The organism is Terriglobus roseus (genome assembly GCF_900102185.1).
GTDB lineage: Bacteria > Acidobacteriota > Terriglobia > Terriglobales > Acidobacteriaceae > Terriglobus > Terriglobus roseus_A.
This window is the reverse complement of the sequence record NZ_LT629690.1, coordinates 3,755,964-3,777,322: the sequence shown is the minus strand read 5'-3', so window position 1 is coordinate 3,777,322 and position 21,359 is coordinate 3,755,964. Positions and strand designations below refer to the sequence as shown.

Genomic DNA, 21,359 nt, shown 5'->3' with positions numbered 1-21,359 from the left:
AGTATATGCGCACTCATCGCATGACAACAACAGATTTCACAATTTACTTTTATGGCCCGAAATTGATGATAATCTTGGCCCCCACAGCACATTTTCCCCCTGCAAGAGGCTCTACATTGGCCGTGGCAGAACCTATCACCGGAATACTTGATGCGCGCAGCCGTGGACGCTACCGCGACGTGCTCGCAATCCTGGTGCGGTATGGCCTCTCTGAGATGTTTGAGAATCTTGCCCGTGGCAGATTCACGCCACGCGTTTCACCAAAAACTGTGCGTGACGCGCTCTGTGAACTTGGGCCCGCCTTCATTAAGTTCGGCCAGTTACTTTCCACGCGCGATGAAATTCTAAGTAAGCCGTTCCGCGACGAACTGGCCAAGCTGCAGGATGAAACCACGCCATTTTCCTTTGCAGTGGCCCAAGCTGTCATCGAGGAGGAACTCAAGGGCACGATCTCTATGCTCTTTGAGCGTATCGAGAGCATACCCATCGCCTCAGGCTCTATCGGACAGGTGCATCGTGCGTGGTTGAAGGATGGCACGGAAGTCGCAGTAAAAGTGCAGGGAAAAGGCCTTGAAGAACTGCTGCACTGCGATACCGCGATCATCCAACAGCTAATTCTTCGCATGAAGACTGGCGGCGACGGCGATTCCGCGGCTCGACTTGTCTCAGACTTTATGAACGACGTTCAGTCTGAGTTGGACTATGAACTGGAGGCAAACAACCTTGACCGGTTTGCCTGGCAATTCGAACATGACTCCGGTATTCGTGTTCCACGCGTCATCCGTTCCCACTCTGCGCGTCACGTTCTTACAACAACGTATGAGCCGGGGACGAAATTAGCGGATCTCCAGGGCTATACGCCCTTCAACAAGTCGACCGCGCAGGCCTTTGCGAGAACGTTACTGCGGCAGATCTTCTGTTTCGGGTTCTTTCACGGCGATCCACATGCGGACAATGTCATCGTCTCGAAGGATGGCGCGATCGGGTTCTATGACCTTGGCCTGGTAGGAGAGCTTGGTCCCCCGGAACGTGCGTGCGTGAACACGCTGCTGTACAGCTTGTTGCAGCAGAATGCGGAATCAGCGACGGCCTCCGTCCTTGCTCTTTCGGATTCGACCGGAAGCATTGATGCTGCCGCACTGCGTGAGGACATGAGGCGTTTTCTTGCGAGCCATCGAACCACGCATGCTGTTGTCGTACCCCGTCTGCTCGCAGATATTTTGGCAATCACTGGAAAATACCGACTTATCCTGCCACGCGGTTTCTACCTCGCCTTTAAGGTATTGGCAACGGCAGACAGTGTTGGCAAGAATCTCGATCCTGCTTTTGATTTGATTCCGATTGCAATGCCATTGCTTCGTCAAAACCAGCCGGCAGAATTGCCGCAGGATGCCAACGCTCATCAGGACTACGGGATTGGTCTGGGAACTCTCCTGCGGTTTCAGGATTTTTCTGCAACGCTGCTGACGACGTTCACTCAACTCGCGCAGGGACAGCTCAAAATCCAGCTTGATCACCTGGGCCTTGAAGACGCCTGTCGGTGCTATGACCGGGCTAATGCGCGACTGGCGTTGGTCCTGTTTGTTGGCCTGCTTATGCTCGGTGGCTGCGGCATTATCTGCAGCTTCATTCTGGCTAAGCTGCTAACAGTTCGACAGGCAGTCTTAGCGGTGACTGTCCTTGCTGCCGTTTCAAGCATCATCGTAGCTTTGATTCATCGCGGGTTTCGATACAAGAACGCTTCTGCGAGGCAAGAGCGATGAACGACTCCACACAAGGCGTCGTCGTAGCTCTCGTTACTGATCCGCAGGACAAATTCGCCTGTTTCGACGAAGCTGTTTCGCAGGCGGGCTTGTTGCAGGTACTAAACCTGCGGTGCGAGCAGACAAGTACTTCGGCCGCCCAGTTAACTATCTTCATCAAGCCCGACCTGAACTTCTATTTCAAGCCTGCCACCTGCATCACCGACCCTGCATTGGTAGAGCATCTGGTTGATTGGCTGCACAACGCTGGATACACCAATGTAACGATTGGCACAGCTCAGAACAGCTCAGGGTTTTGGTTGGAAAATCGCGACCCACTTATCGTGGCAGACCTCGCGGGCTATCGCTTCGAAACCACGCAACAGAATGCATACGATTTCTCAGACCTTAGCGAAGATCTTTGCGATGCGGGGTTTCCTGCAACCAGCATCCTCAGCGGTTCGTCCCTCAATGCTTCGTGGAAGAATGCGGATTTTCGCATCAGCTTCGCGAAGGCAAAGACCGATGATGAGTTCAGCTTTGCTGGCACAGCGCAAAACCTGATTGGCGTTTTGCCGTTGCAGGACACTGAGTTGCAGTACTATCACCGTCTGCGCCCGGAAGATGTGTGCAGTGAGTTGCTGCAACACACGCCTGTTCATTTCGCTATTGTGGATGCGTACCTGGCGAACCATGGCAGCGCAGGTTCGCGATGCGCAATGCCGCTCGCTGTCTCAACGATCATCGCAAGCAGCAGCGCAACCTTGGCGGACTGGACGCTCGCAAATAAGTTTGGCGTCGATCCATACACGTCTCCCATTGTGGCGAAACTACTACGTGAACAGGGTCTACCGTCTCAGTATTCGGTCATTGGAGATCTGACGCCGTTTCCCGCAGTAAAGAATGTTCATCCCATGGTGGCCGATGCTGTGGCCAAACGAAATGGATCGCTCGAAGTGCAGCGCACTGCCATTGCCTGGCTGCAGAGTGTGGATCGGCTGCTCTTTCCATTTAAGGACGCGATGACGGACAGGATCAACAGCACACTTGCCGCGCAGTTCGGCAGCCTGGATGCAGACCCACTCTCGTTCGCCGCCTTTCTAAGTCTGAATTACACACTGGGAAGCGCAAACCAACTCAATGATGCATCGAAGGTGATGTTTGCGAAGGACAAGTTGAAGTGGATGGAGCGTCCGCTCAACATCTCTTTGCAGGATTTAACGGCGGCAGACTATGAAGCGTCGCAGGACTACATGGAACCGCTGGAACAACTGGTGCTGCAGTTCCCGCCGGATGCCAATGGAATGCGGCTTCACACCCTCGATCATTCCATCCTGTTCCATGTCTCGCGTGAAATCCCAATCCCATTCGATGACTTTGTGGCAAAGGTGGATATTACCCGTTCCATTCGCATGATGAACGATTACATCGGTGGCTCGTGTGTTCCCGTTTTTCGCGATAAGGCTGGTCGTGTGACGCATCAGGCGGAGCGCAACATCTATCTGCCGCAGCCCAATTACACGGCGCCGAGCGGAGGCCAACCGATCGATGTTTCCAAACTTGAGTTTGCGCGATACACGGAGAACGAGCAGAAAATCTGGTGGCGCACCATCAAGAGTGAAAATAACTCCGCAAGGTTCGATGATGGCATCGTTATCTTCAAGCGGACACCTGCGAATGAAGTGGAAATCACCATCGTTGGGCGGCAGGAGTTTTCTCTTCCGGTGTTCTGGCAGATGATGCAACTTGACCTGAATCCCGCGCTCAAGAACTACCTCGTGGCGGATGCGTATAAGAACTTCTTCACGAAGACAATCGCAAACTTCACCGCGCAATTTGAGCAACGAGAATACCGCGTTGGCCAGCCCTGGACTGCTGCCGACACACAGCCTAAGCCTGCTTCCGCGAAGCTCTCCAACTCACTCAGCGAGCTTACCGATAGTGCACGCGTTGCGGTCGACCGTCTTACATCGAAGCTCTCGCTGCGTACGACGCCTCCTCCACCCATCTATGTGGATGCGGACGGTTTCTCACACTTCGCGCCGTCGTCCAATACGCCAGATGCTGCAGCCAGCCCGGTATCTTCATTGATCGACAAAGCTCAACTGCAATCTGTTACGGATGGCGCAGTCGATTTCTTGAGAGATTTAGCCAGGGCTATTCAGCGAGACGTCGCACCGAATCGCACACAGAATCCGGAGAGTTGAATGATCGCTCTTGTCACAGGCGCAAATGGTCTCATCGGCGCAAACCTTTGTCGTGCTTTGCTCAAGGATGGATATGAGGTGCGCGCCTTCGTGCGCACCAGCAGCGACCTGAGTGCGATCAAGGATCTATCTCTCGCCATCGTTTACGGCGATGTACTGCAACCGGAGACACTGCTTCCTGCTGTCGCCGGTTGCGATGTCGTTTTCCATGTGGCTTCCGTGTTTTCGTACTGGGGCATCACCGATGATGACCTGGAGAAGACTGCCGTTGATGGCGTATCTAACGTATTGATTGCAGCACGCACCGCGAGCGTGAAGCGCGTAGTACTTACGTCTTCGTCGGTGGTGTTCGGCTCTTCCAGTTACACCGCAGTACGGTCAGAGACGGATGCGCCCGATGAAACATCGTCGCCAGCATATTGCCTCAGTAAGCTGCACCAGGAACGTACGGCACTAAAACTCGCTGCAGACCTTGACCTTGATCTTGTGGTCGTCAACCCATGCATGACGGTAGGTCCGCACGACACAAAACTTAGTCCAAGCAACGGCATCATCATCGCCTATCTCTCCGATCCTTTTCGCACTACCTTTCCCGGTGGGTGCAACATCGTATCCGCGACCGACGTCGCTCGGGGGCATATTCTCGCTGCTGAGAAGGGAAGACGTGGTGAGTGCTACCTGCTTGGTTCCGAAAACATGGAGTGGTCGCTGATTCATCGCACCGTCGGTGAACTCTGCGGTGTCTCCGGTCCTCAGTTCTACGCAAACCACACCATCAGCTTTCTGGCCGCGACCGCGCATGAGATGTGGGCGCAGTTTTCTGGCACGCGCCCAACCACAACACGCGAACAAGCGAAAATGGTTGGGCAGTTCTACTGGTACAGCCATGCGAAGGCGGCAGATGAACTGGGCTATGCGCCAGGACCCGCGCGTGCTGCACTTGCCACTGCCATCGCCTCACTGGTAGCTGGCAAACATGTTTCCATTCCGCTGCGGCAAACGCTCTCGCTCGGCCGCGAAGTCTACGACGCACGCGCAGCACTCATGAAGGAAGCACCGTGAAAACATTCAAGTCCATTCAAATTGTGAAGATCCCAGTGGAAGACGCATGGTTAGCCATTCGTGACCGGCTCGGCGAACTCGTGCCTCATCTTGATGAAATTGAGAGCGTCGCTGTTCAGGAACGAACGACGCAGCCTGATGGCGACATCTTTCTCGTCAACCTGTGGCAGGCAAAGGCTAAGTTTCCCGCTGTGCTTTCTACAGTCATCAAGTCCGATATGTTGGCCTGGACAGACCGCGCAATGTGGCACGAAAAGAATCATGAATGTGCATGGCAAATCGAGCTGCACTTCGCGCCAGATCGCACGCGCTGCACAGGCCTGACAACGTTTGAACCGGCCCTTGGCGGGCGTGGTACGCGTATTACTTTCGCGGGCGAGTTCAGCTTAAATGCAAAGGGACTTCCGGGTGTGCCTTCTATTCTTGAATCGACCGTCGCCGCCGCTGCCGAGAGCTTTGTGACGTCCCTCATTCCCGGTAACTTTCGCAAGCTCGCCATGGCCGCGGAGACGCTCGCGAACGCAACGCCGCAGGTCACATCTGCGGGCTGATCAGATAGCTGTGATGAAAGCCCAGCCGCGGATCGGCAATCGTCGTAAGCGATGGCATAAACTCATGCAGATCGGGCATCTGCACTCTCAGTCGAATGGTGGCTTCGGGATAGTTGTAGACGGTGATGTGATTCAATCCACGATTCGCCGTGAAAAGCAGTGATTGATCCTTCGACAACTGACACGCATAGATCGAATCCAAAAAAGTAAACCGGCTCACCCGCATGGCATCCAGCAGGTGTTTCGAACTGCTGAAGAGCCCGCCACGTGCGAGCACGTCGTAAATCTGCGTGCCGACCTGACGAGGGTTTTTCATCTGCGTAAGAAAGCTGGGACGCTCATCAATCACGCGATACTTTGAGAATGTCTCCAGGTCTACACAGACGATCGTCTGACTGCCGCCATTGCAAAACATGAGTTCTGTATCGGAGATCGTGATGTCGGAATTAATGTGTGCTGGTGTCTCCCGACTTGTCGACCAATGACGTGAAATCCGCTTTTCGGCTGGATCAATCTCGTAGGCATACTCCTTCAAAAACGCCATTGCCCACTCGTGATAGTTCACGTTGTCCTGCGGCAGCACACGAAACGATACTGCGTAGAAGAGATCCTTCTTGGGATGCGCGACGATATGCCAACACGTCGTCGGCATGGGCAGATGCGTGACCTCACCCGTGACTAAGTCGAGTATGCCAATTTCCCGCGCTTCGCCCTTGGCCCCAAAGGCTGGGTTATCCATGGAGCCGTAGGCTAAGTATCGGCCGGACGCACTTACCTTCATCCCATGTGGCAGCTTCACGTTGTGTGGCATCAACCGCTCGCCCTTGTCCAGGCTGTCCACGGAAAAGCGATAGAAGTAATTGCCTACTGCGGTCAACACTTCTTTGTCGTTCAGCCATACAACGTGCGTGCTGCCTCGAATCGTGGAATCGTTCGCTTCATACCGCAGCGTAGAGATGCGCTGTTGCTCCTCGATCGTTGCCGCGTCATAGAACAGCAAGTGCTGGCCGGCATTGCCCAGATAACCATGCTTGCCATCCGGGCTGACCATGCAAGCGTGGCCGGCGGATGCGCCGTCGTAATACTTCACCTTGTAGGCGTAGCTGTTGTCTGCTGGATCGAAGTGGAAAAGGCACATCCCCGCCATGCCTTCAAGACCGTTGATGCCGTTACCATCCAGCGCAATGTGAAAGGAGTAGGGGTAGGTCTTCATGTCTTGTCCGGCGTGAAGCGCGGTGAGGTGGAGGTTGAGTGTTTAAGAGGGCTGCGGATCCTTCGATCCTTCGTTGCCGCTCTTTTCAGATGGCTTAACAGTAGAACGAACAACCATGAACTGGTTCAACAGATCGAACCAGAAGGGAGCGCCAAGTGTCACAGCAAATCCAGTAAGAGTCCACCCCAGGATTGTCATGGCGAAGTTCAGAATTAACTGGCTTCCCGTGAACTCGGTACCGTTGGAATTCTTTGGCCATGGATACCAACCGTTGTTCCAACCGAGCGGTAATGCAAGGTCGCCAAGCGCAGCGATCTGTTCCGAGGCTGTTACTGGTAGTTTCTTCACGCTTGAGGCCGCGGTGCTCGTTGTGGATCCTGGCGAGGTAGCTTCTTGCGGAGGCGGTGTGTAGCTTTCGGCAGCTTTGATGGCATAGGCGCGCGCGGCCGGACTCGCCCAGAACGTCTTGGCCACTGCGATGGTGTTGATATTCAGCAGTATCGCGATGGAAATACCAAGCGAGAAGAGCACCAGTTGTGTGCGGCGTTTATACCAGCCGGAAACACGATCCATGCCATCGTTGAACCAGCCCTCAATCGCCTTTCGTGTGGCATCAACATCGCCTCCAGCCTCTCGCACCAACAGTAATAGCGCCTCCTTAGCCTTGCTGTCAGGCAATTGGTTGAGAGAGTCGAGCATGTTCCTGAGGCTTGCCGCTGGCGAAGTATCTCGTAACGCTTGAGCAGGTCCGTTGAACAGGATGTCGTAAAGCGTACTCGCAAAAACCCGCGACGGGATGTATGAGGGGAGTGAGCGCGGATGAATCAGCGAAGCTGGGGTAAACGTCTGGGAAGGGCTTCCCTTGTACAGGCCTTGCACAAGGCCGTGGTTGTACACAACATCGGACAGGCTGCGCAGCGTTGCAACGTTGTTCGCATCCAGCACGGTGATCTGGCCGCCACTGAACAGACTTTGGATACCCTTCTCCAGGGTCTTGGCTCTCCAACCGAGAACAGCCGCAATGGACTCATTGATCGTGGTGCAGAACAGACTGAGGAGAAGGAAGACCAGCGCCAACCCAATCGCTACTTCAAGGGCTGTGGAGTTCAGCATGGGAGATCTCCTGCAGAAACGGTCCTATGAGTTTTGGCAACGCAAAGTAATACGCTCTCGCTGAGATCACCAAGACTAGCGAATGCAGACGCGATGTCAAGGAGATTTCACTTCTTAGTACGGGGGGGCACTGAGCTTGTTTTGTCAGGCGTCGTCAGAACAGACGATAGCCCACACCCAACCCAAATCGTGGGCGAATTATGGTTTCACGGGGGATGATTCGGCTGCCATGAATGCGAGAAGCGCGGATGGCGATGAGCCCAGGGCTCGTGATTGGATCGCATCGATGGCAAGTGTTATTGCTAACCACTATTACTGTACGAATCAGACTTGCTCATCTCACTCAGGTGAAGACGTTAGACTTGTTCACTACTTCTAAGGAGTCACCCCGCCCGGCATGAGCGCGGAGGGCCTGAGTGATGTCATGTGGGGAAGAGCGCTGCGTGTCTGGGCATTGCACCAGTGAACAGAGCCGCCTTTGCTAAGAGTTGGGCCCTCATACTAAAATTCGCAGCGATTCACAAGGACAATTCCCGGCTGGCCACACTCAGGCTTTTTGCGGCTGTTCGCGCGAGCTGATGATAGTGATTGCGCTTCGTGACAGTGGGGATCTAACGTGGATCGCAGTCTGACATGTCATTTACGTCTTCGACCTCACCCAACGAGTGTTCGCAGAACTGAAAAAGAATCGGAGCCATACCATGACGTATACGCGACGGCAGTTCGGCAAGCTGGCAGCAACCACTCTCCCATTCGCCGCGGCTGCAGCGTCATACCCGAGGTCGCTCTTTGCCCAGGGCAAACCTAATTCCGTATTCAGCGGCGTCCAGGTCGGAATCATCACGGCGTACAGCTACCACAACATGCCGGACGACGCCCGATCCCTGGTGAGTTACATGGTCAGGGACGGCATCAGTGCGACCGAGAGCCATGACGAGCCGTTGGCAGAGTTCCTGGGTGCTCCGAAGGCGCCTGCCCGGCCGCGGCCCGTCGCTGCCCCTGCTGCGGGTGCCGGACGTCCTGCCTCCGTCCCCCCTGCCGGTGAGCCGCGGGCTCCTCGTGCTCCAAGCCCGGAACAACTCGCCTATCAGGAAGCACTCAACAAGTGGCGTCTTGCAACGCCGCCTGCCAAGTTCGAAGAAGTTCGCAAGTTGTACAACGACGCAGGCATTTGGATCTACGGTTTCAAAATGAGCCTGACCAACGCGATGCCGGATGAGCTATATGACTGGACGTTCGAGGTAGTGAAGGTTCTTGGCGCGAATCAGTTGACGATGGAGATGCCGGATGGCGATTCTGCCCTGACCGCGCGCATAGGCAAGTTTGCGCTCAAGCACAAAACGAGGGTTGGGTATCATGCCCATCTGCAAGCGACACCAACGACCTGGGATGAGGCAATGTCGCAGTCACCTTACAACTGCATCAATCTCGACATCGGCCACTATACCGCCGCTGGCAATCACGATGCTGTTGCCTTCGTGCAGAAGAATCATGAGCGCATCACCAGCGTGCACCTCAAGGATCGCAAGTTCAAAGAAAATGGCGGCGCGAACATGCCATGGGGACAGGGCGACACTCCCATCAAGGAAGTGCTGGCACTGATGAAGAAGGATAAGTATAAGTTTCCGGCCACGATCGAGCTGGAGTACCAGCCGCCCGAAGGATCAAACAGCGAGAAAGAAATTGTGAAGTGCCTTGCGTATGCGAAGGCCGCATTAGCATAGCCAGAAACAGGCTCGCAGCGCGCGAGCACTTCGGGAACAGCCGCGTCGGATCGTAGTAGTCGAGGGTAGCCTTTAATGAAGCAAAAATCGCAGTGGTGGTGGATGGTGATAGTACTGGCATCCTTGCCATCCATCCTGAAAGCTCAGCAGCCGGCAGCAGAGGGCCATGCCGGTGCCAGCCCGGCGGGCCCGCAAGGCCGCCTGCAAACCGAGCCCTACAACGCCCCTCGGCCACCGGTAGCTCCCGCTGTAATAGCGCACGGCAAAGAAGTGTTCAGCGCCAACTGCAGCTTCTGCCACGGCGACGATGCGCGTGGGGGATCGGTGGGCCCAAACCTGATCCGCAACAAGGTGGTGCTGGACGATCAGAATGGCGAGCTCATCGAACCCGTCGTACACGGTAGCCGGCAGGCTGAGGGCATGCCCAAGTTCAACCTGGCTAATGATGACATTGTCGCCATCGCTGGGTGGTTGCACAGCCAGCCGCTAGGCAACAGGGGTGCGCCTTCAACGCTGGACATCGTGGTGGGCAATACTCAGATGGGTAAGGCCTACTTCGACGGTGCCGGCAAATGCAGCACATGCCACTCCGTCACCGGAGATTTTGCTGGCATCGGCGGCAAGTACTCGCCGAAAGATTTGCAGAACGCAATCGTCTCCGGTCGCGCGGGTCGCGGTAGAGGTGGGAAGACTGTGACCGTGACCTCTGGTGGACGGACAGTTGAGGGCCGCCTGGATCACCTGGATGCATTCAACGTCTCGCTAACTCAGAAGGACGGCACACACATGAGCTTCGAGATCATCAACGGCGCACCGCAGGTGGTGGTTCACGATCCTCTGCAGACGCACGTAGACATGCTGCGGACCTGGAAAAACAGTGATCTCCGCAACCTGACGGCGTACCTGACAACATTGAAATAGGAGCTCCGCTGTGACGAACACAATGATGCGGCTCATGGCCGGGTTGTCTTTCCTGTTGCCGATGGCGCTGCAGGGCCAAACAACAGCAGCGGCTGGCGTGGGGCTGGACCCGGCCACTTTGACACAGCAGTTGGCGCAGCCGGCAACCACTTCATGGCCGACCTATGCGGGCGATTACTCACAGCGGCGCTATAGCGTTCTTGACCAGGTAAACCGCACCAACGTCAAGGATCTGACGCTGGCTTGGAAGAGCGTAGCTCTTACCGCCGGACCGGGCGGTGGAGCAGGGGCACGGCGAGGCTTCGGGCCGCCGGGATTTGTCGCGCCGACCATTGTGGGTGGCGTCACTGAGACACCGGTCCCGGTCCCGGGTTCCAGCAGTGGCTCTCCTCGCATCACCGGTTCCATCCTCCAGGTGAATGGCGTGCTCTACATCTCGTCGCCTGACAATGCCTGGGCCATGGATGCTCGCGATGGCACGGTCCTGTGGCATTACTGTTGGACAACGCGCGGCGGCGATCACATTGGCAATCGCGGCATGGCCATGTACGGCGATACGCTGTACTTCGAGGTGCCTGAGGACTACCTTGTGGCGCTGGACGCGAAGACGGGTAAGGAGCGGTGGCACAAGGAGATTGCACCCTATACTCAGCAGTACTTCTCAACCACTGCGCCAGTGGTGGTGGGCAATCACGTCCTCGTTGGCACCAGCAGTAACCTCGATCAGCCGGGCTTCCTCCAGTCGTTCAACGCCGAAACGGGTGAACTGCAATGGAAGACCTTCCTGGTGCCAATGAAAAAAGGTGATCCGGGATGGGATACCTGGGGCAGCATGGACGCGGCCCAGCACGGCGGTGCTATGCCCTGGCTCTCCGGCTCCTACGATCCGGCAACCAAGCTTTACATCTTCGGCACCGGGAATCCGATCCCTGCCTATTCGGTTGCTCCGCGCGGTAAGGACGCGAAAGACACCAATCTGTTCACCTGCTCGATCGTCGCGCTCGATGTCGAAACAGGCAAAATGGCCTGGTACTACCAGACCTCGCCCGACGACACCCACGATTGGGATTCCGTGCAGGCCCCGGTTTTTGTCGATGGTACGTTCGAAGGCAAGCCTCGCAAGCTGGTAATGGAAGCGACCCGCAACGGTTACTTCTTCGTCCTGGACCGCGTGACCGGGCAGCATCTGCTGACCACGAAGTATTCACCGGCGGCGAATTGGGCGACCGGGGTGAACGCGAACGGCAATCCGATTCGAGATCCAGATCAGGACTCGACGGTGGCCGGTTCGCTGGTCTCACCCACCAACGGTGGCTCGGTCAACTGGCAGCCGCCCAGCTTTTCCCCGCAGACAGGTCTGTTCTACGTCGGTCTGCATCAGGGATACGCGATGTACTACCTCACACAGACCGATCCGAAGCAGATCATGGGGTTGGGAGGCAAGGAAGAAGTCCCCGTGGGCTCTTACCCTAGCTCGATTGTCGGCATTGACTATCGCACCGGCAAGACCGTGTACAACTATGTCTTCCCGGAGGACGGCTCTCCCACGGGACTGCTCACCACGGCAGGACATCTGCTGTTTTCCGGTGACGGCTCCGGCAATCTGGTGGCCTATGACACCAGCACGCCAAAACCGCTGTGGCACGCCCGCATCGGCAACGTGTCCAACGCTCCAGAGACCTATCTGCTGGATGGCCGGCAGTACATCCTGACGGTAACGGGCGACACGGTATACGCCTTTCGGCTATCGCAATGATCGAAGGCAAACGCGTCGCACCTGAACCGCTCCCGTCTGGTCTCGGTTTGACCGGGACGGGTGACTCCTCAATGACCGGCTATGGTTCGGCCACATAGTTTGGTTCAGTGCTGGCGATAAAGGTTAACGTTCTTCTTCTTTAACGTTCAGCGAACGGCGTACGATGGGCGCCATGAAATATCTTGCAGTGGCTTGTTTGCTGATGGGGTGCGGTATGGGTCTTGGGCAAAGTTCTGCAGCGCCTACGATGGGTACGGGAGAGCTGGCGAAGGCGCGGGTGTTTACGCCGGAACAGGGCAGCGTGCGCACGATGGCGAACGGTGGGCAGAGCCGTGACATTCTGCATGCAGCATTGGCCACCGGAGAGCCGGTCTCGATCCATGAGTCCACGCAGCCGGTCGGAGCCAAGCCGAATCCACCGCATACCATTCAGCACTCAGAATTCATCCTGGTGCGCGAAGGAACGCTGCTCTTTGAACATGATGGCGTTTCGGAGAAGGCCGAGCCTGGCAGCGTGATCTACGTGGCCTATGGGACGATGCATACGGTTCGCAACGTGGGGGACACGCCCGCGAAGTATATGGTGATCGCGATCGGTGGAGATCAGAAGTAGTAGGGCGACGTTACGCCTACCGTTTGCGCATATGGAGGTTTTGCCAGCCACCGTCGATGGCGAGGTCCCGCAGAATTGACCCGAGAAGATCTAAAAGAAGCCGTCCATATCGGCTGCATTAACTCCTTAATCTCCCTTCGGCTCTGTTGGTGTGCCTTGCAGGACTAAGTTCTGATTTCAAATTCGCTTGCATCTTTTTGTGCCTAACGCGAACGTGCCCGGCAAAGACATATCGCCTTGTTGCAGGCGGGGAGTCTCCAATTCCGTTCAACCCTGGGATGCAGGCAGCTCCATGTAGCTACAGCTGTGGCTGGCTCAACATACTATCGAGGTCTCTCAAGGAAGCGAAAGAGTATCGTTACGACCAACAGAAACAAGGGAATTCCAAAGAAGATCGCCAGCAGGAGATTCGATCGAATGCGTTGGCGACGCCGGCAGCGCCGTATGTGCTCCCTTACTGACCTTTTCGGTCTCAAGAAAGCTCCAAATTGAATTCGAAGACATAGCGAACGAGCTGGGAGCGGGATCGAACACCCGTCTTCTCAAAAAGACGTTGGAGGATCGCCTTAACGTTGCTCTCAGAGGTGTTCAGATGTATGGCGATCTCTTTGTTCGCGAGACCCTCCGTGATTAGCCGCAAAACAAGGAGATCGCGCTCACTGAAGGACGCGGGTGCAGCGGCGGTGTTGCCCAGTTCTGTTGCTTGCAACAACGCTTCTGCTGCTTTCGCGGAGATAGCAACTTCACCACGTAAGGTCTTCTCGATTGCTATCAGGAGTTCCGAGACGGGCTCTGTCTTGAGGAAGACACCTGCTCGATGTTGCTTCAGAATCTCGAGCAAAGTATCTGTCGGTAGCCCGCCAGTCAGCACTATGGCGTTGGCTTCGGGGCGGCTAGCGCGAAGTGTTCGAAGAACCTCAAGACCGTTCGCGGTGTTGTCATCTGTGTGCAACTGATAATCGATAAGTGCCAGATCGAAGCTAGGTCCTTTCGCGCAAAGCTCCAATGCATCGGGCAGCGTAGACGCAGTTCCGACTATGCTGAAAGCATCGTTGCCTTCCAGAACGCTACGCAGGCCTTCACGAAAAAGGACATGATCATCGATGAGCACGATTCTGACGACTCGCGAAATGGGGTTCATGCCTGCACCACCTCAAGTTCCACAACGAATTCGGCCCCTTCTTCTTTCGGAACGAAGCGTAGTTCTCCGCGGAAGCTGTTTAGAATGGCCCGTGACAGATATAGCCCGAGACCTGTCACGGGTCGTGACGATTGGAATGGGCGAAAGAGTTTTGCGGGATCTGCTACACCAGGACCATTGTCCGAACAAGTGATCTCTACACGATCTTCTACAACGCGGCTTTGAATACGAACGCGCGCATTCGTCGTATGTAAGAGCGCTGAGCGAGAATTGCGTAGCAAGTTCAAGAAGACTTGCATAAGACCTTCGGTATCAGCCCACACAGAAGGATGATTTTGAGGAACGTCCCAAAGCAACTCGATGTCGTATTCCGAAAGGATGGCGCGTGCGACAACATACAGTTCGGATAGGAATTGATTTAGCGAGATTTGTGCGGCATTTCGTTTGACGTAGGAAAGTTGACTTGAAGCCATAGTTTCAAGGGTTGAGACAAGCTCTCTCATCGCAACCATATTCGTACTCTGGACAAACACGGGCGAGTCCGACGCGAGCGATTGCATCACCAACTGGATCGCACCCACTACGTTGCGCATTTCATGCGCCATCGCGCCAACTGCGAGGCGTGAGTTGTTGAGTAGCTGTTCGGTGACAGACTCCTCTCGGTTGCGAAATTCTTCAGAGATATCCACGACCATGGCTGCTGTTCGTCTGCCGAGGCTTGTGGAGTAATTTGAGAACCATACTTCGCTCAGGAAGGGTTCGCCATCAAATCGAACTCCCTGCGCCTGCATCATCGTCCTCATGTTTCGTCCTTCCGCGGAACGTGCCATCACGCGACCTAAGGATGGGAGAAGTGTGTCAATCTTGAGCCCTACAATTTGCGTATCTTCATCCTTGCCCGAGAACATACGTTGGGCTGCAATGTTTGCCTGCAAAACGGAGCCATCGTCGCTCATCGTGAGGATAGAAAGGGCTGAGTTACCGATAAGAAGAGTTAGCTGCTCTTCAGCCTCGATACGTGCAGCATTCTCATCGCTGAGTGCTTGAACGTGCAGCCGCTCTGTTTCCTGTTTGGTTACAAATTCTCTTACATAAAGCCCAACCGCCGCGAATGCGATGAGAGTGACCAAATCACGCGCGATGCCCTCGCGCACGTTCCAGACGTATGCATCGGTAGCTTCCGATACTGCTGTGCAAACGGACGCCGCCAACAGAATGCCGACTCGCGAGCTCACTGTACCTATCAACGCAATCGGTAGGAGATAGGCAAGGAGCAAGGGAATGCCGTGCGGCAGTACGAAATCCAAAGGTCCAATGACGCAGATCAACCCAACCGCAACGGCGGTGGTTGCCCATGGATGGGACCGGAGAGTGAGCCATGTTTGCACAGCTATAGATCATCGCTCAGTCTCAGGAGCGGTGCATCTGCAAGTGATCAAAAGATAGCTCCTCATATCGGAAGATACGTCCGTATTCGCTTCGATCACCACGCTTTAGCTGGCATCCTGAAGCTGTGTCCAACCAAGGAAACACGTCTACGAAGATGAACTTCACGCTCACAGAGCAGGCTCGGCGCCTCAGCACTGCTCTCGCGATTGCAGGCCTCTTCTGCGCCCTGAATGGCTGCCACAAAGCCAATACTTCTGAGGCGGCGGAAGATCCGCCGAACACACCTCAAGTGGTCAGTGCCGGTACTGACGATACTGTGCAGGTCGCGGATGCAGCGCGTTTTCCGCTAGTCGCAGCCCAGCAGCAGTCGGTGTACGACACCCTTAACGTTACTGGCACCGTTCAGCCTGACGTCTCGCGTGAGGTACCGGTGCTCTCCATCGCAAACGGCAGGGTCGTCGCGTTGCACGTAGGTCTGGGCGATACCGTCCGTAAGGGCCAGCTTGTGATGGAAGTACAGTCACCCGATGTGACGCAAGCTTTCCAGAGCTATCAAACCGCGTTGTCGAATGCGGATCTGACAAACACAACGCTGACTCGTGACAAGCTGCTCTTCGATAAGGGAGCGATTGCCAAGAGCCAACTTGACGTTGCTCAGAACGCGGATGATGATGCTCGCGCTGCACAGCGTGCGGCAGAACAGCAGCTCCGCATACTTGGCGTGGACAAGGACCATCCGGGCGACACCGTCAAGGTTTACGCTCCTATCGCGGGCATCGTCGTGGCACAAAACACCACCACCGCCGGTGCCGCTGGTATCAACCTCGCGGGTATTGCAGGCTCACTCACGATCGCCGATCTATCTTATGTATGGGTCATTTGCGACGTTTACGAGAATGACCTTTCGACTGTGCATCTAGGCGAACTAGCCGACATTCGCCTGAATGCTTTTCCGGAGAAGTCGCACGCAGGCACGGTTTCGGACATTGGGGCCATTCTCGATCCTTCCATCCGCACAGCGAAGGTCCGCATCCAGGTGAACAATCCGAACAACCTGTTGCGCATTGGTATGTTCGCGACGGCGACCTTTCACGGGCAGAAAGCGCATCCTGCAGTCATCATCCCCGGAGCCGCCATCCTCCACCTGCACGATCGGGACTACGTCTTCGTGCCGACCAATGCGAACAATACCTATCACCGTACTTCGGTGCGTGTATCGCAGACACTTTCGAATGGGTCGGTGGAGGTGGCTTCCGGCCTCGGAGCCGGAGCGCACGTCGTTTCGAATGCTCTTGAGTTGCAGAACACGGCGGCGCAGTAATGATTCGGAAACTCGTCGATTTCGCGCTGGATAACCCCTTCATCGTTGCGACCGTTGCCATTCTCTTATTTGGTTGGGGCATCATTTCATTCCACAACCTGCCGGTTGAAGCGTATCCCGATGTCGCAAACAACTATGTCACGGTCATCACGCAATGGCCTGGTCGTGCAGCCGAAGAGGTGGAGCAACAGGTAACAGTTCCTCTGGAGATAGGGTTTGCCGGCATTCCGCATATGACACATTTGCGGTCCACATCACTTGCTGGACTCTCCAGTGTCACCATGATCTTCGATGACGACAGTGTCAACGACTGGAATCGAGAGAAGGTCGTTGAACGGTTGACGCAGGTGACGCTCCCAAACAACCTGCAGCCACAGATAGGAACAGACTGGAGTCCTGTAGGCCAGATCTACTGGTACACATTGCAGAGTACCAACCCCAGCTATGACACCATGGCGTTGAAAAGCCTCGAGGATTGGACGCTCGAGAAAAATCTTCGCACCGTTCCAGGAGTCGTGGATGTATCGAGCTTCGGCGGCCCAACGCGTGAGTACCACGTGGTTGTGGACCCAGAGAAACTCGTATCGTACGGGTTGAACATCGCTCAGGTGAAACAGGCACTTGCTGCGAACAACACGAATGCCGGCGGCAGCTTCATCGAACAGGGATCGCAACAAATTAACGTACGGGAGGTTGGGCTCTATCGCACCGTCGACGACATCGGGAACACTTCCATCAAGGCGCAGAACGGAACCGCCCTCCGTATCCGTGACATTGCAACGGTTTCGCAAGGCCCGAAGATTCGCCTTGGTCAGATCGGTCAGACGATACGACGAGGAGACGGGAAACTAGCCGATAATCCCGACGCCGTGGAAGGTCTTGCCTTACTGCAAAAGGGCGCGAACTCCGACGTCACGTTGGAGGGCATCCACGCAAAGGTAGACGAGCTGAATTCGCGTGTACTTCCCAAGGGGGTACAACTTGTTCCGTTCCTCGATCGATCGAATCTGTTGCATCTTACAACGCACACAGTTCTGCACAACCTCACGGAAGGCATCGTCCTCGTCGTCATCATCCTGTTTCTATTCCTCGGGAATCTGCGTGGCGCGTTGATCGTTGCCCTCACGATCCCATTCTCGCTACTGTTTGCGTCGATTTGTCTTGATCTACGCCAAATCCCCGCAAATCTTCTATCGCTTGGTGCGCTCGACTTCGGCATGGTTGTTGATGGCGCTGTGGTAATGATCGAGAACATCGTCCGACATCTCAGCCACGCGCGTCGCGAAGATCTCACGGTGCGTGAGCAGATCCGTCTGGCAGCACATGAAGTGCAGAGGCCGGTGTTTTATGCCATCGGCATTATCATCACGACCTATCTCCCGATCTTTACTCTGCAGTCGGTAGAAGGACGTCTGTTCAAACCGATGAGTTGGACGGTCGCATTTGCTCTGCTCGGCGCTTTGATTTTCTCCATGCTGGTGGCTCCCATGCTCGCCAGCTTCTTCTTCCGTAAAGGTACTTCCGAGTGGGAGAATCCCGTTCTTGTCTGGCTGACGGGGCGATATCGTTGGGCTGTACAGTGGGCGATCGAACATCGTGCGATCACATTCAGCGTCGCTGCTGCTGCGTTGCTCACATCGCTCGGCCTCGTGGCGAGCGGGGTCATTGGATCGGAGTTTCTTCCGCACCTTGATGAAGGTGCTATATGGGTTCGTGGCACACTGGCGCCGTCGACAGGCCCATCGGAGAGTCTTGCCGTTGCGAATCGCACTCGAATCAAGCTGGCATCGTTTCCTGAAGTCTTGCAGGTCGTGAGCCAGATCGGACGTCCGGATGATGGTACCGATACAACCGGTTTCTTTAACACGGAGTATTACGTTGATCTGAAGCCCAAGGAGCAGTGGCGGCCTGTCTTTCACCAGGATAAGGATGAACTCATCACGGCCATGAATCGGCAGCTTGATGAGTTGCCGGGCGTGATTTGGAACTTTTCGCAGCCTATTTCAGACAACGTGGAAGAAGCTGTAAGCGGCGTGAAGGGAGAGCTTGCGGTCAAACTCTACGGTACCGATCTGAAGGATCTCGAGGCCAAAGCAAACGAGATCCTGCGCGTGATGGGAACGGTACGCGGCATTCACGATCTAGGACTATTCCGTGTCATAGGCCAACCCAATCTGAATTTTGTGGTTGATCGTGATGCTGCTGCGCGTTTCGGACTCAATGTCTCGGATATCCAGGATGCTATCGAAACTGCCGTAGGTGGCAGCGCAGTCACAACGGTGCTGGATGGAGAAGCTCGTTACGACGTGACGACACGATATGCGGGTCCCTATCGTTCGACACCAGAAGCGATCAACGATATTCGTCTCGTTTCACCTTCCGGAGAACGCGTCTCTTTGGCGCAGGTCACGAAGCTGCAGACGACCGATGGTGCAGAAGAGATCTATCGCGAGAATGGGCTTCGCTATGTAGCGATTAAGTACTCTGTTCGCGATCGCGACCTCGGATCGACAGTGGAAGAGGCGATTCGTAAAGTGAACGCTCAGGTCACGATGCCACCTGGCTACAAGCTCGACTGGGCGGGCGAATACGAAAGCCAGAAACGCTCGTCGCGCCGCCTGCTTATCGTGCTGCCGATCACGCTCCTGCTCATCTTCATCATCCTTTACACGATGTTCAATTCTGCTAAGTGGGCTTCTTTGATTCTCGTCAACCTTTCAATGGCCCCCATTGGTGGTCTGTTGGCTCTGCTTATCACTGGTACGCACTTCTCAGTTTCCTCGGGTGTCGGTTTCCTTGCGTTGTTCGGTGTTTCGGTGCAGACCGGCATCATCATGCTCGAGTACATGAACCAGCTACGCTCGAACGGTAGTTCGCCAGAGAAAGCGGCGATCGAGGGAGCTGTACTGCGGCTTCGTCCCATTCTCATGACGATGCTGGTGGCTACGCTGGGTTTATTGCCAGCAGCGCTGTCGCATGGCATCGGTTCAGATTCGCAACGCCCGTTCGCAATCGTAATTGTCGGCGGGCTCGTCGGCGCGCTGATCATCAACGTCTTCCTATTGCCCACGTTGTATGTGTGGCTCGCCCGAAAGGAAGACCGGCTGCCGACGACTGATGAGGAGTTCGCACATTGAGAAATCGTTATGCAATCCAAGAAATCGCATTGGCAGGTACATTACTCCTGACTCCTTTCTGCACCGCACAGGTTGGCGGTGCTTCCGGAGCAGGCAACACCACGGGAGGTGCAACGGGGGGAACTAACGCTGGAACCGTATTGGGTCAAAGCGTCGGTACCGATGCCTCACATCCCTCACAGTCACCACTGGAAGTGGCCCAAACGCCGGCAAGCTATGCCGCAGCAGCACCATCGGGGGCCGATCCGCGGAAGCTGCCTGCGGCAAAGCCGGGAGCGATGACCCTGCGACAGGTATTGGATGCCGCGCGACTGCACAATCCCACATTGGCAGCTGCGGAACAGAACCTTCGAGGCGTGCGTGCACAGGAGATCCAAGCAGCCGTAAGGGCCAATCCATACCTTGGAGTTTCGGCGTCGAATGTCACCGTCCCATCCACGGGGAACAACCCGTATTTTTATGCGGTGCAGGTGTCACGGTTATTCGAGCGCGGAAACAAACGTGAATACCGAGTTGAGAATGCTCGTGCAACTACTGCGCAAACAGAAGCGCAGCTTCAGGACACGGTACGACAGACAGAGCTCGCTGTTCGCCAGGCGTTCACCACAATGCTGATTGCGAAAGCTGCACTGGAAATATCGCGTGCACAGCTTGCGGATTTCCGTCACGAAGTGCAGCTCGGACACGATCGTTTTTTAGCAGGTGATCTCGGAAAGCTCGACTACGAACGTCTCGATATGCAGTTGGGTTCCTTTGAACTAGATGAACAGACTACCGAGATTACGTTGGAACAAGCCTCGGACCATTTGCAGAATTTGATGGGCATCGGTACGTCTTCACCGGATTTCGATGTGACCGGTCCGATTGTCCCGATTCCCATTTCTCAGTCGCGTGAAACTCTGACCGCAACAGCACTCCAGCAGCGTCCGGATCTCCGAGCCGCGGAAGCAGGGGTGCAGGCTGCTGATGCGTCCGTGAAGCTGGCTGTAGCAAACGGAACTACCGATCCCACGGTCGAAGCCGAATACGATCGCAACGGTACAGACAACTCTGCCGGCTTCAATGTCAATATCCCATTGCGGATCTTCGATCGCAATCAGGGAAACAAAGACACCGCCCGCTATCAGGCCCAGGCGGCTCGCTTGACGGAACAGGCGACGCGCAACCAGATCGCCTCTGATGTGAACCAGGCCTGGATTGGCTATCTTCACGCACTGAATATTTCGAATCGCTTCAGTGACCACTACCTCGATGAGTCTGCCGACGTCCTATCTGTCGCCCGTTATGCATTTGAACACGGAGGTTTAGCACTGATCGATTATCTGGATGCACTGCGCGATGCTCGCTCTTCCACCAGCGATGCGCTGAATGCATACTCGCAGAGCTGGATGTCCGTTCATGCGCTAAGCGCCGCAACGGGGATGGAACTCGCCCCGTAACTGGTACATCGATACACGGTTCTGTCTTTG

At 55.4% G+C, this 21,359-nt stretch carries 15 protein-coding genes; 11 read left to right on the top strand and 4 right to left on the bottom strand.

What is annotated here, in order from left to right:
- Positions 1-122 precede the first annotated feature (122 nt).
- Genes BLT38_RS15860 through BLT38_RS15845 form a run of 4 tightly spaced genes read left to right on the top strand, consistent with a single transcriptional unit; the run spans position 123 to position 5,562 of the window.
- Positions 123-1,763 carry an ABC1 kinase family protein gene (locus tag BLT38_RS15860; RefSeq protein WP_172838304.1) on the top strand — a complete coding sequence of 547 codons (1,641 nt, stop codon included), beginning with the start codon at positions 123-125 and terminating at the stop codon, positions 1,761-1,763.
- The gene (locus BLT38_RS15855; RefSeq protein WP_083346058.1) at positions 1,760-3,949 is read left to right on the top strand and encodes a DUF362 domain-containing protein; all 2,190 of its coding nucleotides are present in this window, start codon (positions 1,760-1,762) and stop codon (positions 3,947-3,949) included. Before BLT38_RS15860 ends, BLT38_RS15855 begins: the two co-directional genes overlap by 4 nt.
- Positions 3,950-5,011 (top strand): NAD-dependent epimerase/dehydratase family protein, encoded by a 1,062-nt coding sequence (locus BLT38_RS15850; RefSeq protein ID WP_083346057.1) that lies wholly within the window; start codon positions 3,950-3,952, stop codon positions 5,009-5,011.
- A complete protein-coding gene (locus tag BLT38_RS15845) occupies positions 5,008-5,562 on the top strand; it encodes a hypothetical protein (protein WP_083346056.1) in 555 nt (184 codons plus the stop codon). Before BLT38_RS15850 ends, BLT38_RS15845 begins: the two co-directional genes overlap by 4 nt.
- Here BLT38_RS15845 and BLT38_RS15840 read toward each other — a convergent pair.
- A complete protein-coding gene (locus tag BLT38_RS15840; RefSeq protein ID WP_083346055.1) occupies positions 5,546-6,775 on the bottom strand; it encodes a hypothetical protein in 1,230 nt (409 codons plus the stop codon). The genes BLT38_RS15845 and BLT38_RS15840 overlap by 17 nt on opposite strands.
- Before the next feature lie 42 nt (positions 6,776-6,817).
- The gene (locus BLT38_RS15835; RefSeq protein ID WP_083346054.1) at positions 6,818-7,888 is read right to left on the bottom strand and encodes a hypothetical protein; all 1,071 of its coding nucleotides are present in this window, start codon (positions 7,886-7,888) and stop codon (positions 6,818-6,820) included.
- Positions 7,889-8,589: 701 nt separating this feature from the next.
- Between BLT38_RS15835 and BLT38_RS15830 the strand changes: the two genes are divergently transcribed.
- From BLT38_RS15830 to BLT38_RS15815, 4 genes are all read left to right on the top strand, one after another.
- The gene (locus BLT38_RS15830) at positions 8,590-9,612 is read left to right on the top strand and encodes a sugar phosphate isomerase/epimerase family protein (RefSeq protein ID WP_083346053.1); all 1,023 of its coding nucleotides are present in this window, start codon (positions 8,590-8,592) and stop codon (positions 9,610-9,612) included.
- Positions 9,613-9,687: 75 nt separating this feature from the next.
- Positions 9,688-10,533, top strand: a complete 846-nt coding sequence (locus BLT38_RS15825; RefSeq protein ID WP_083346052.1) for a c-type cytochrome — start codon at positions 9,688-9,690, stop codon at positions 10,531-10,533.
- A 10-nt stretch (positions 10,534-10,543) separates the two neighbouring features.
- Complete coding sequence (locus BLT38_RS15820; protein WP_231966557.1) at positions 10,544-12,289, top strand: acido-empty-quinoprotein group A; 1,746 nt, start codon at positions 10,544-10,546, stop codon at positions 12,287-12,289.
- A gap of 172 nt (positions 12,290-12,461) precedes the next feature.
- Positions 12,462-12,902 carry a cupin domain-containing protein gene (locus tag BLT38_RS15815; RefSeq protein ID WP_231966556.1) on the top strand — a complete coding sequence of 147 codons (441 nt, stop codon included), beginning with the start codon at positions 12,462-12,464 and terminating at the stop codon, positions 12,900-12,902.
- Between the two features lie 472 nt (positions 12,903-13,374).
- Here BLT38_RS15815 and BLT38_RS15810 read toward each other — a convergent pair whose 3' ends face one another.
- Positions 13,375-14,043: a LuxR C-terminal-related transcriptional regulator gene (locus BLT38_RS15810; RefSeq protein WP_083346050.1), complete on the bottom strand. Its 669-nt coding sequence runs from the start codon at positions 14,041-14,043 to the stop codon at positions 13,375-13,377.
- Entirely contained in the window at positions 14,040-15,278 is a 1,239-nt protein-coding gene (locus BLT38_RS15805; RefSeq protein ID WP_172838303.1) for an ATP-binding protein, read from the bottom strand. Before BLT38_RS15805 ends, BLT38_RS15810 begins: the two co-directional genes overlap by 4 nt.
- Positions 15,279-15,586: 308 nt before the next feature.
- Between BLT38_RS15805 and BLT38_RS15800 the strand changes: the two genes are divergently transcribed.
- From BLT38_RS15800 to BLT38_RS15790, 3 genes are read left to right on the top strand one after another with little or no spacing between them, the layout of a single operon-like run.
- Positions 15,587-16,753: an efflux RND transporter periplasmic adaptor subunit gene (locus tag BLT38_RS15800; protein ID WP_083346048.1), complete on the top strand. Its 1,167-nt coding sequence runs from the start codon at positions 15,587-15,589 to the stop codon at positions 16,751-16,753.
- Positions 16,753-19,890, top strand: a complete 3,138-nt coding sequence (locus BLT38_RS15795) for an efflux RND transporter permease subunit (protein ID WP_083346047.1) — start codon at positions 16,753-16,755, stop codon at positions 19,888-19,890. The genes BLT38_RS15800 and BLT38_RS15795 overlap by 1 nt, the downstream gene beginning before the upstream one ends.
- A gap of 29 nt (positions 19,891-19,919) precedes the next feature.
- Positions 19,920-21,329 carry a TolC family protein gene (locus BLT38_RS15790; RefSeq protein WP_231966555.1) on the top strand — a complete coding sequence of 470 codons (1,410 nt, stop codon included), beginning with the start codon at positions 19,920-19,922 and terminating at the stop codon, positions 21,327-21,329.
- The last annotated feature ends 30 nt before the right edge of the window (positions 21,330-21,359 follow it).

What these genes read in the sequence shown, in the direction of transcription:
- BLT38_RS15855 (WP_083346058.1), top strand. Translation starts at nt 1,760, where the DNA reads ATGAACGACTCCACACAAGGCGTCGTCGTAGCTCTCGTTACTGATCCG.
- BLT38_RS15850 (WP_083346057.1), top strand. Translation starts at nt 3,950, where the DNA reads ATGATCGCTCTTGTCACAGGCGCAAATGGTCTCATCGGCGCAAACCTT.
- BLT38_RS15840 (WP_083346055.1), bottom strand. Translation starts at nt 6,775, where the DNA reads ATGAAGACCTACCCCTACTCCTTTCACATTGCGCTGGATGGTAACGGC.
- BLT38_RS15835 (WP_083346054.1), bottom strand. Translation starts at nt 7,888, where the DNA reads ATGCTGAACTCCACAGCCCTTGAAGTAGCGATTGGGTTGGCGCTGGTC.
- BLT38_RS15830 (WP_083346053.1), top strand. Translation starts at nt 8,590, where the DNA reads ATGACGTATACGCGACGGCAGTTCGGCAAGCTGGCAGCAACCACTCTC.
- BLT38_RS15825 (WP_083346052.1), top strand. Translation starts at nt 9,688, where the DNA reads ATGAAGCAAAAATCGCAGTGGTGGTGGATGGTGATAGTACTGGCATCC.
- BLT38_RS15815 (WP_231966556.1), top strand. Translation starts at nt 12,462, where the DNA reads ATGAAATATCTTGCAGTGGCTTGTTTGCTGATGGGGTGCGGTATGGGT.
- BLT38_RS15810 (WP_083346050.1), bottom strand. Translation starts at nt 14,043, where the DNA reads ATGAACCCCATTTCGCGAGTCGTCAGAATCGTGCTCATCGATGATCAT.
- BLT38_RS15800 (WP_083346048.1), top strand. Translation starts at nt 15,587, where the DNA reads ATGAACTTCACGCTCACAGAGCAGGCTCGGCGCCTCAGCACTGCTCTC.
- BLT38_RS15795 (WP_083346047.1), top strand. Translation starts at nt 16,753, where the DNA reads ATGATTCGGAAACTCGTCGATTTCGCGCTGGATAACCCCTTCATCGTT.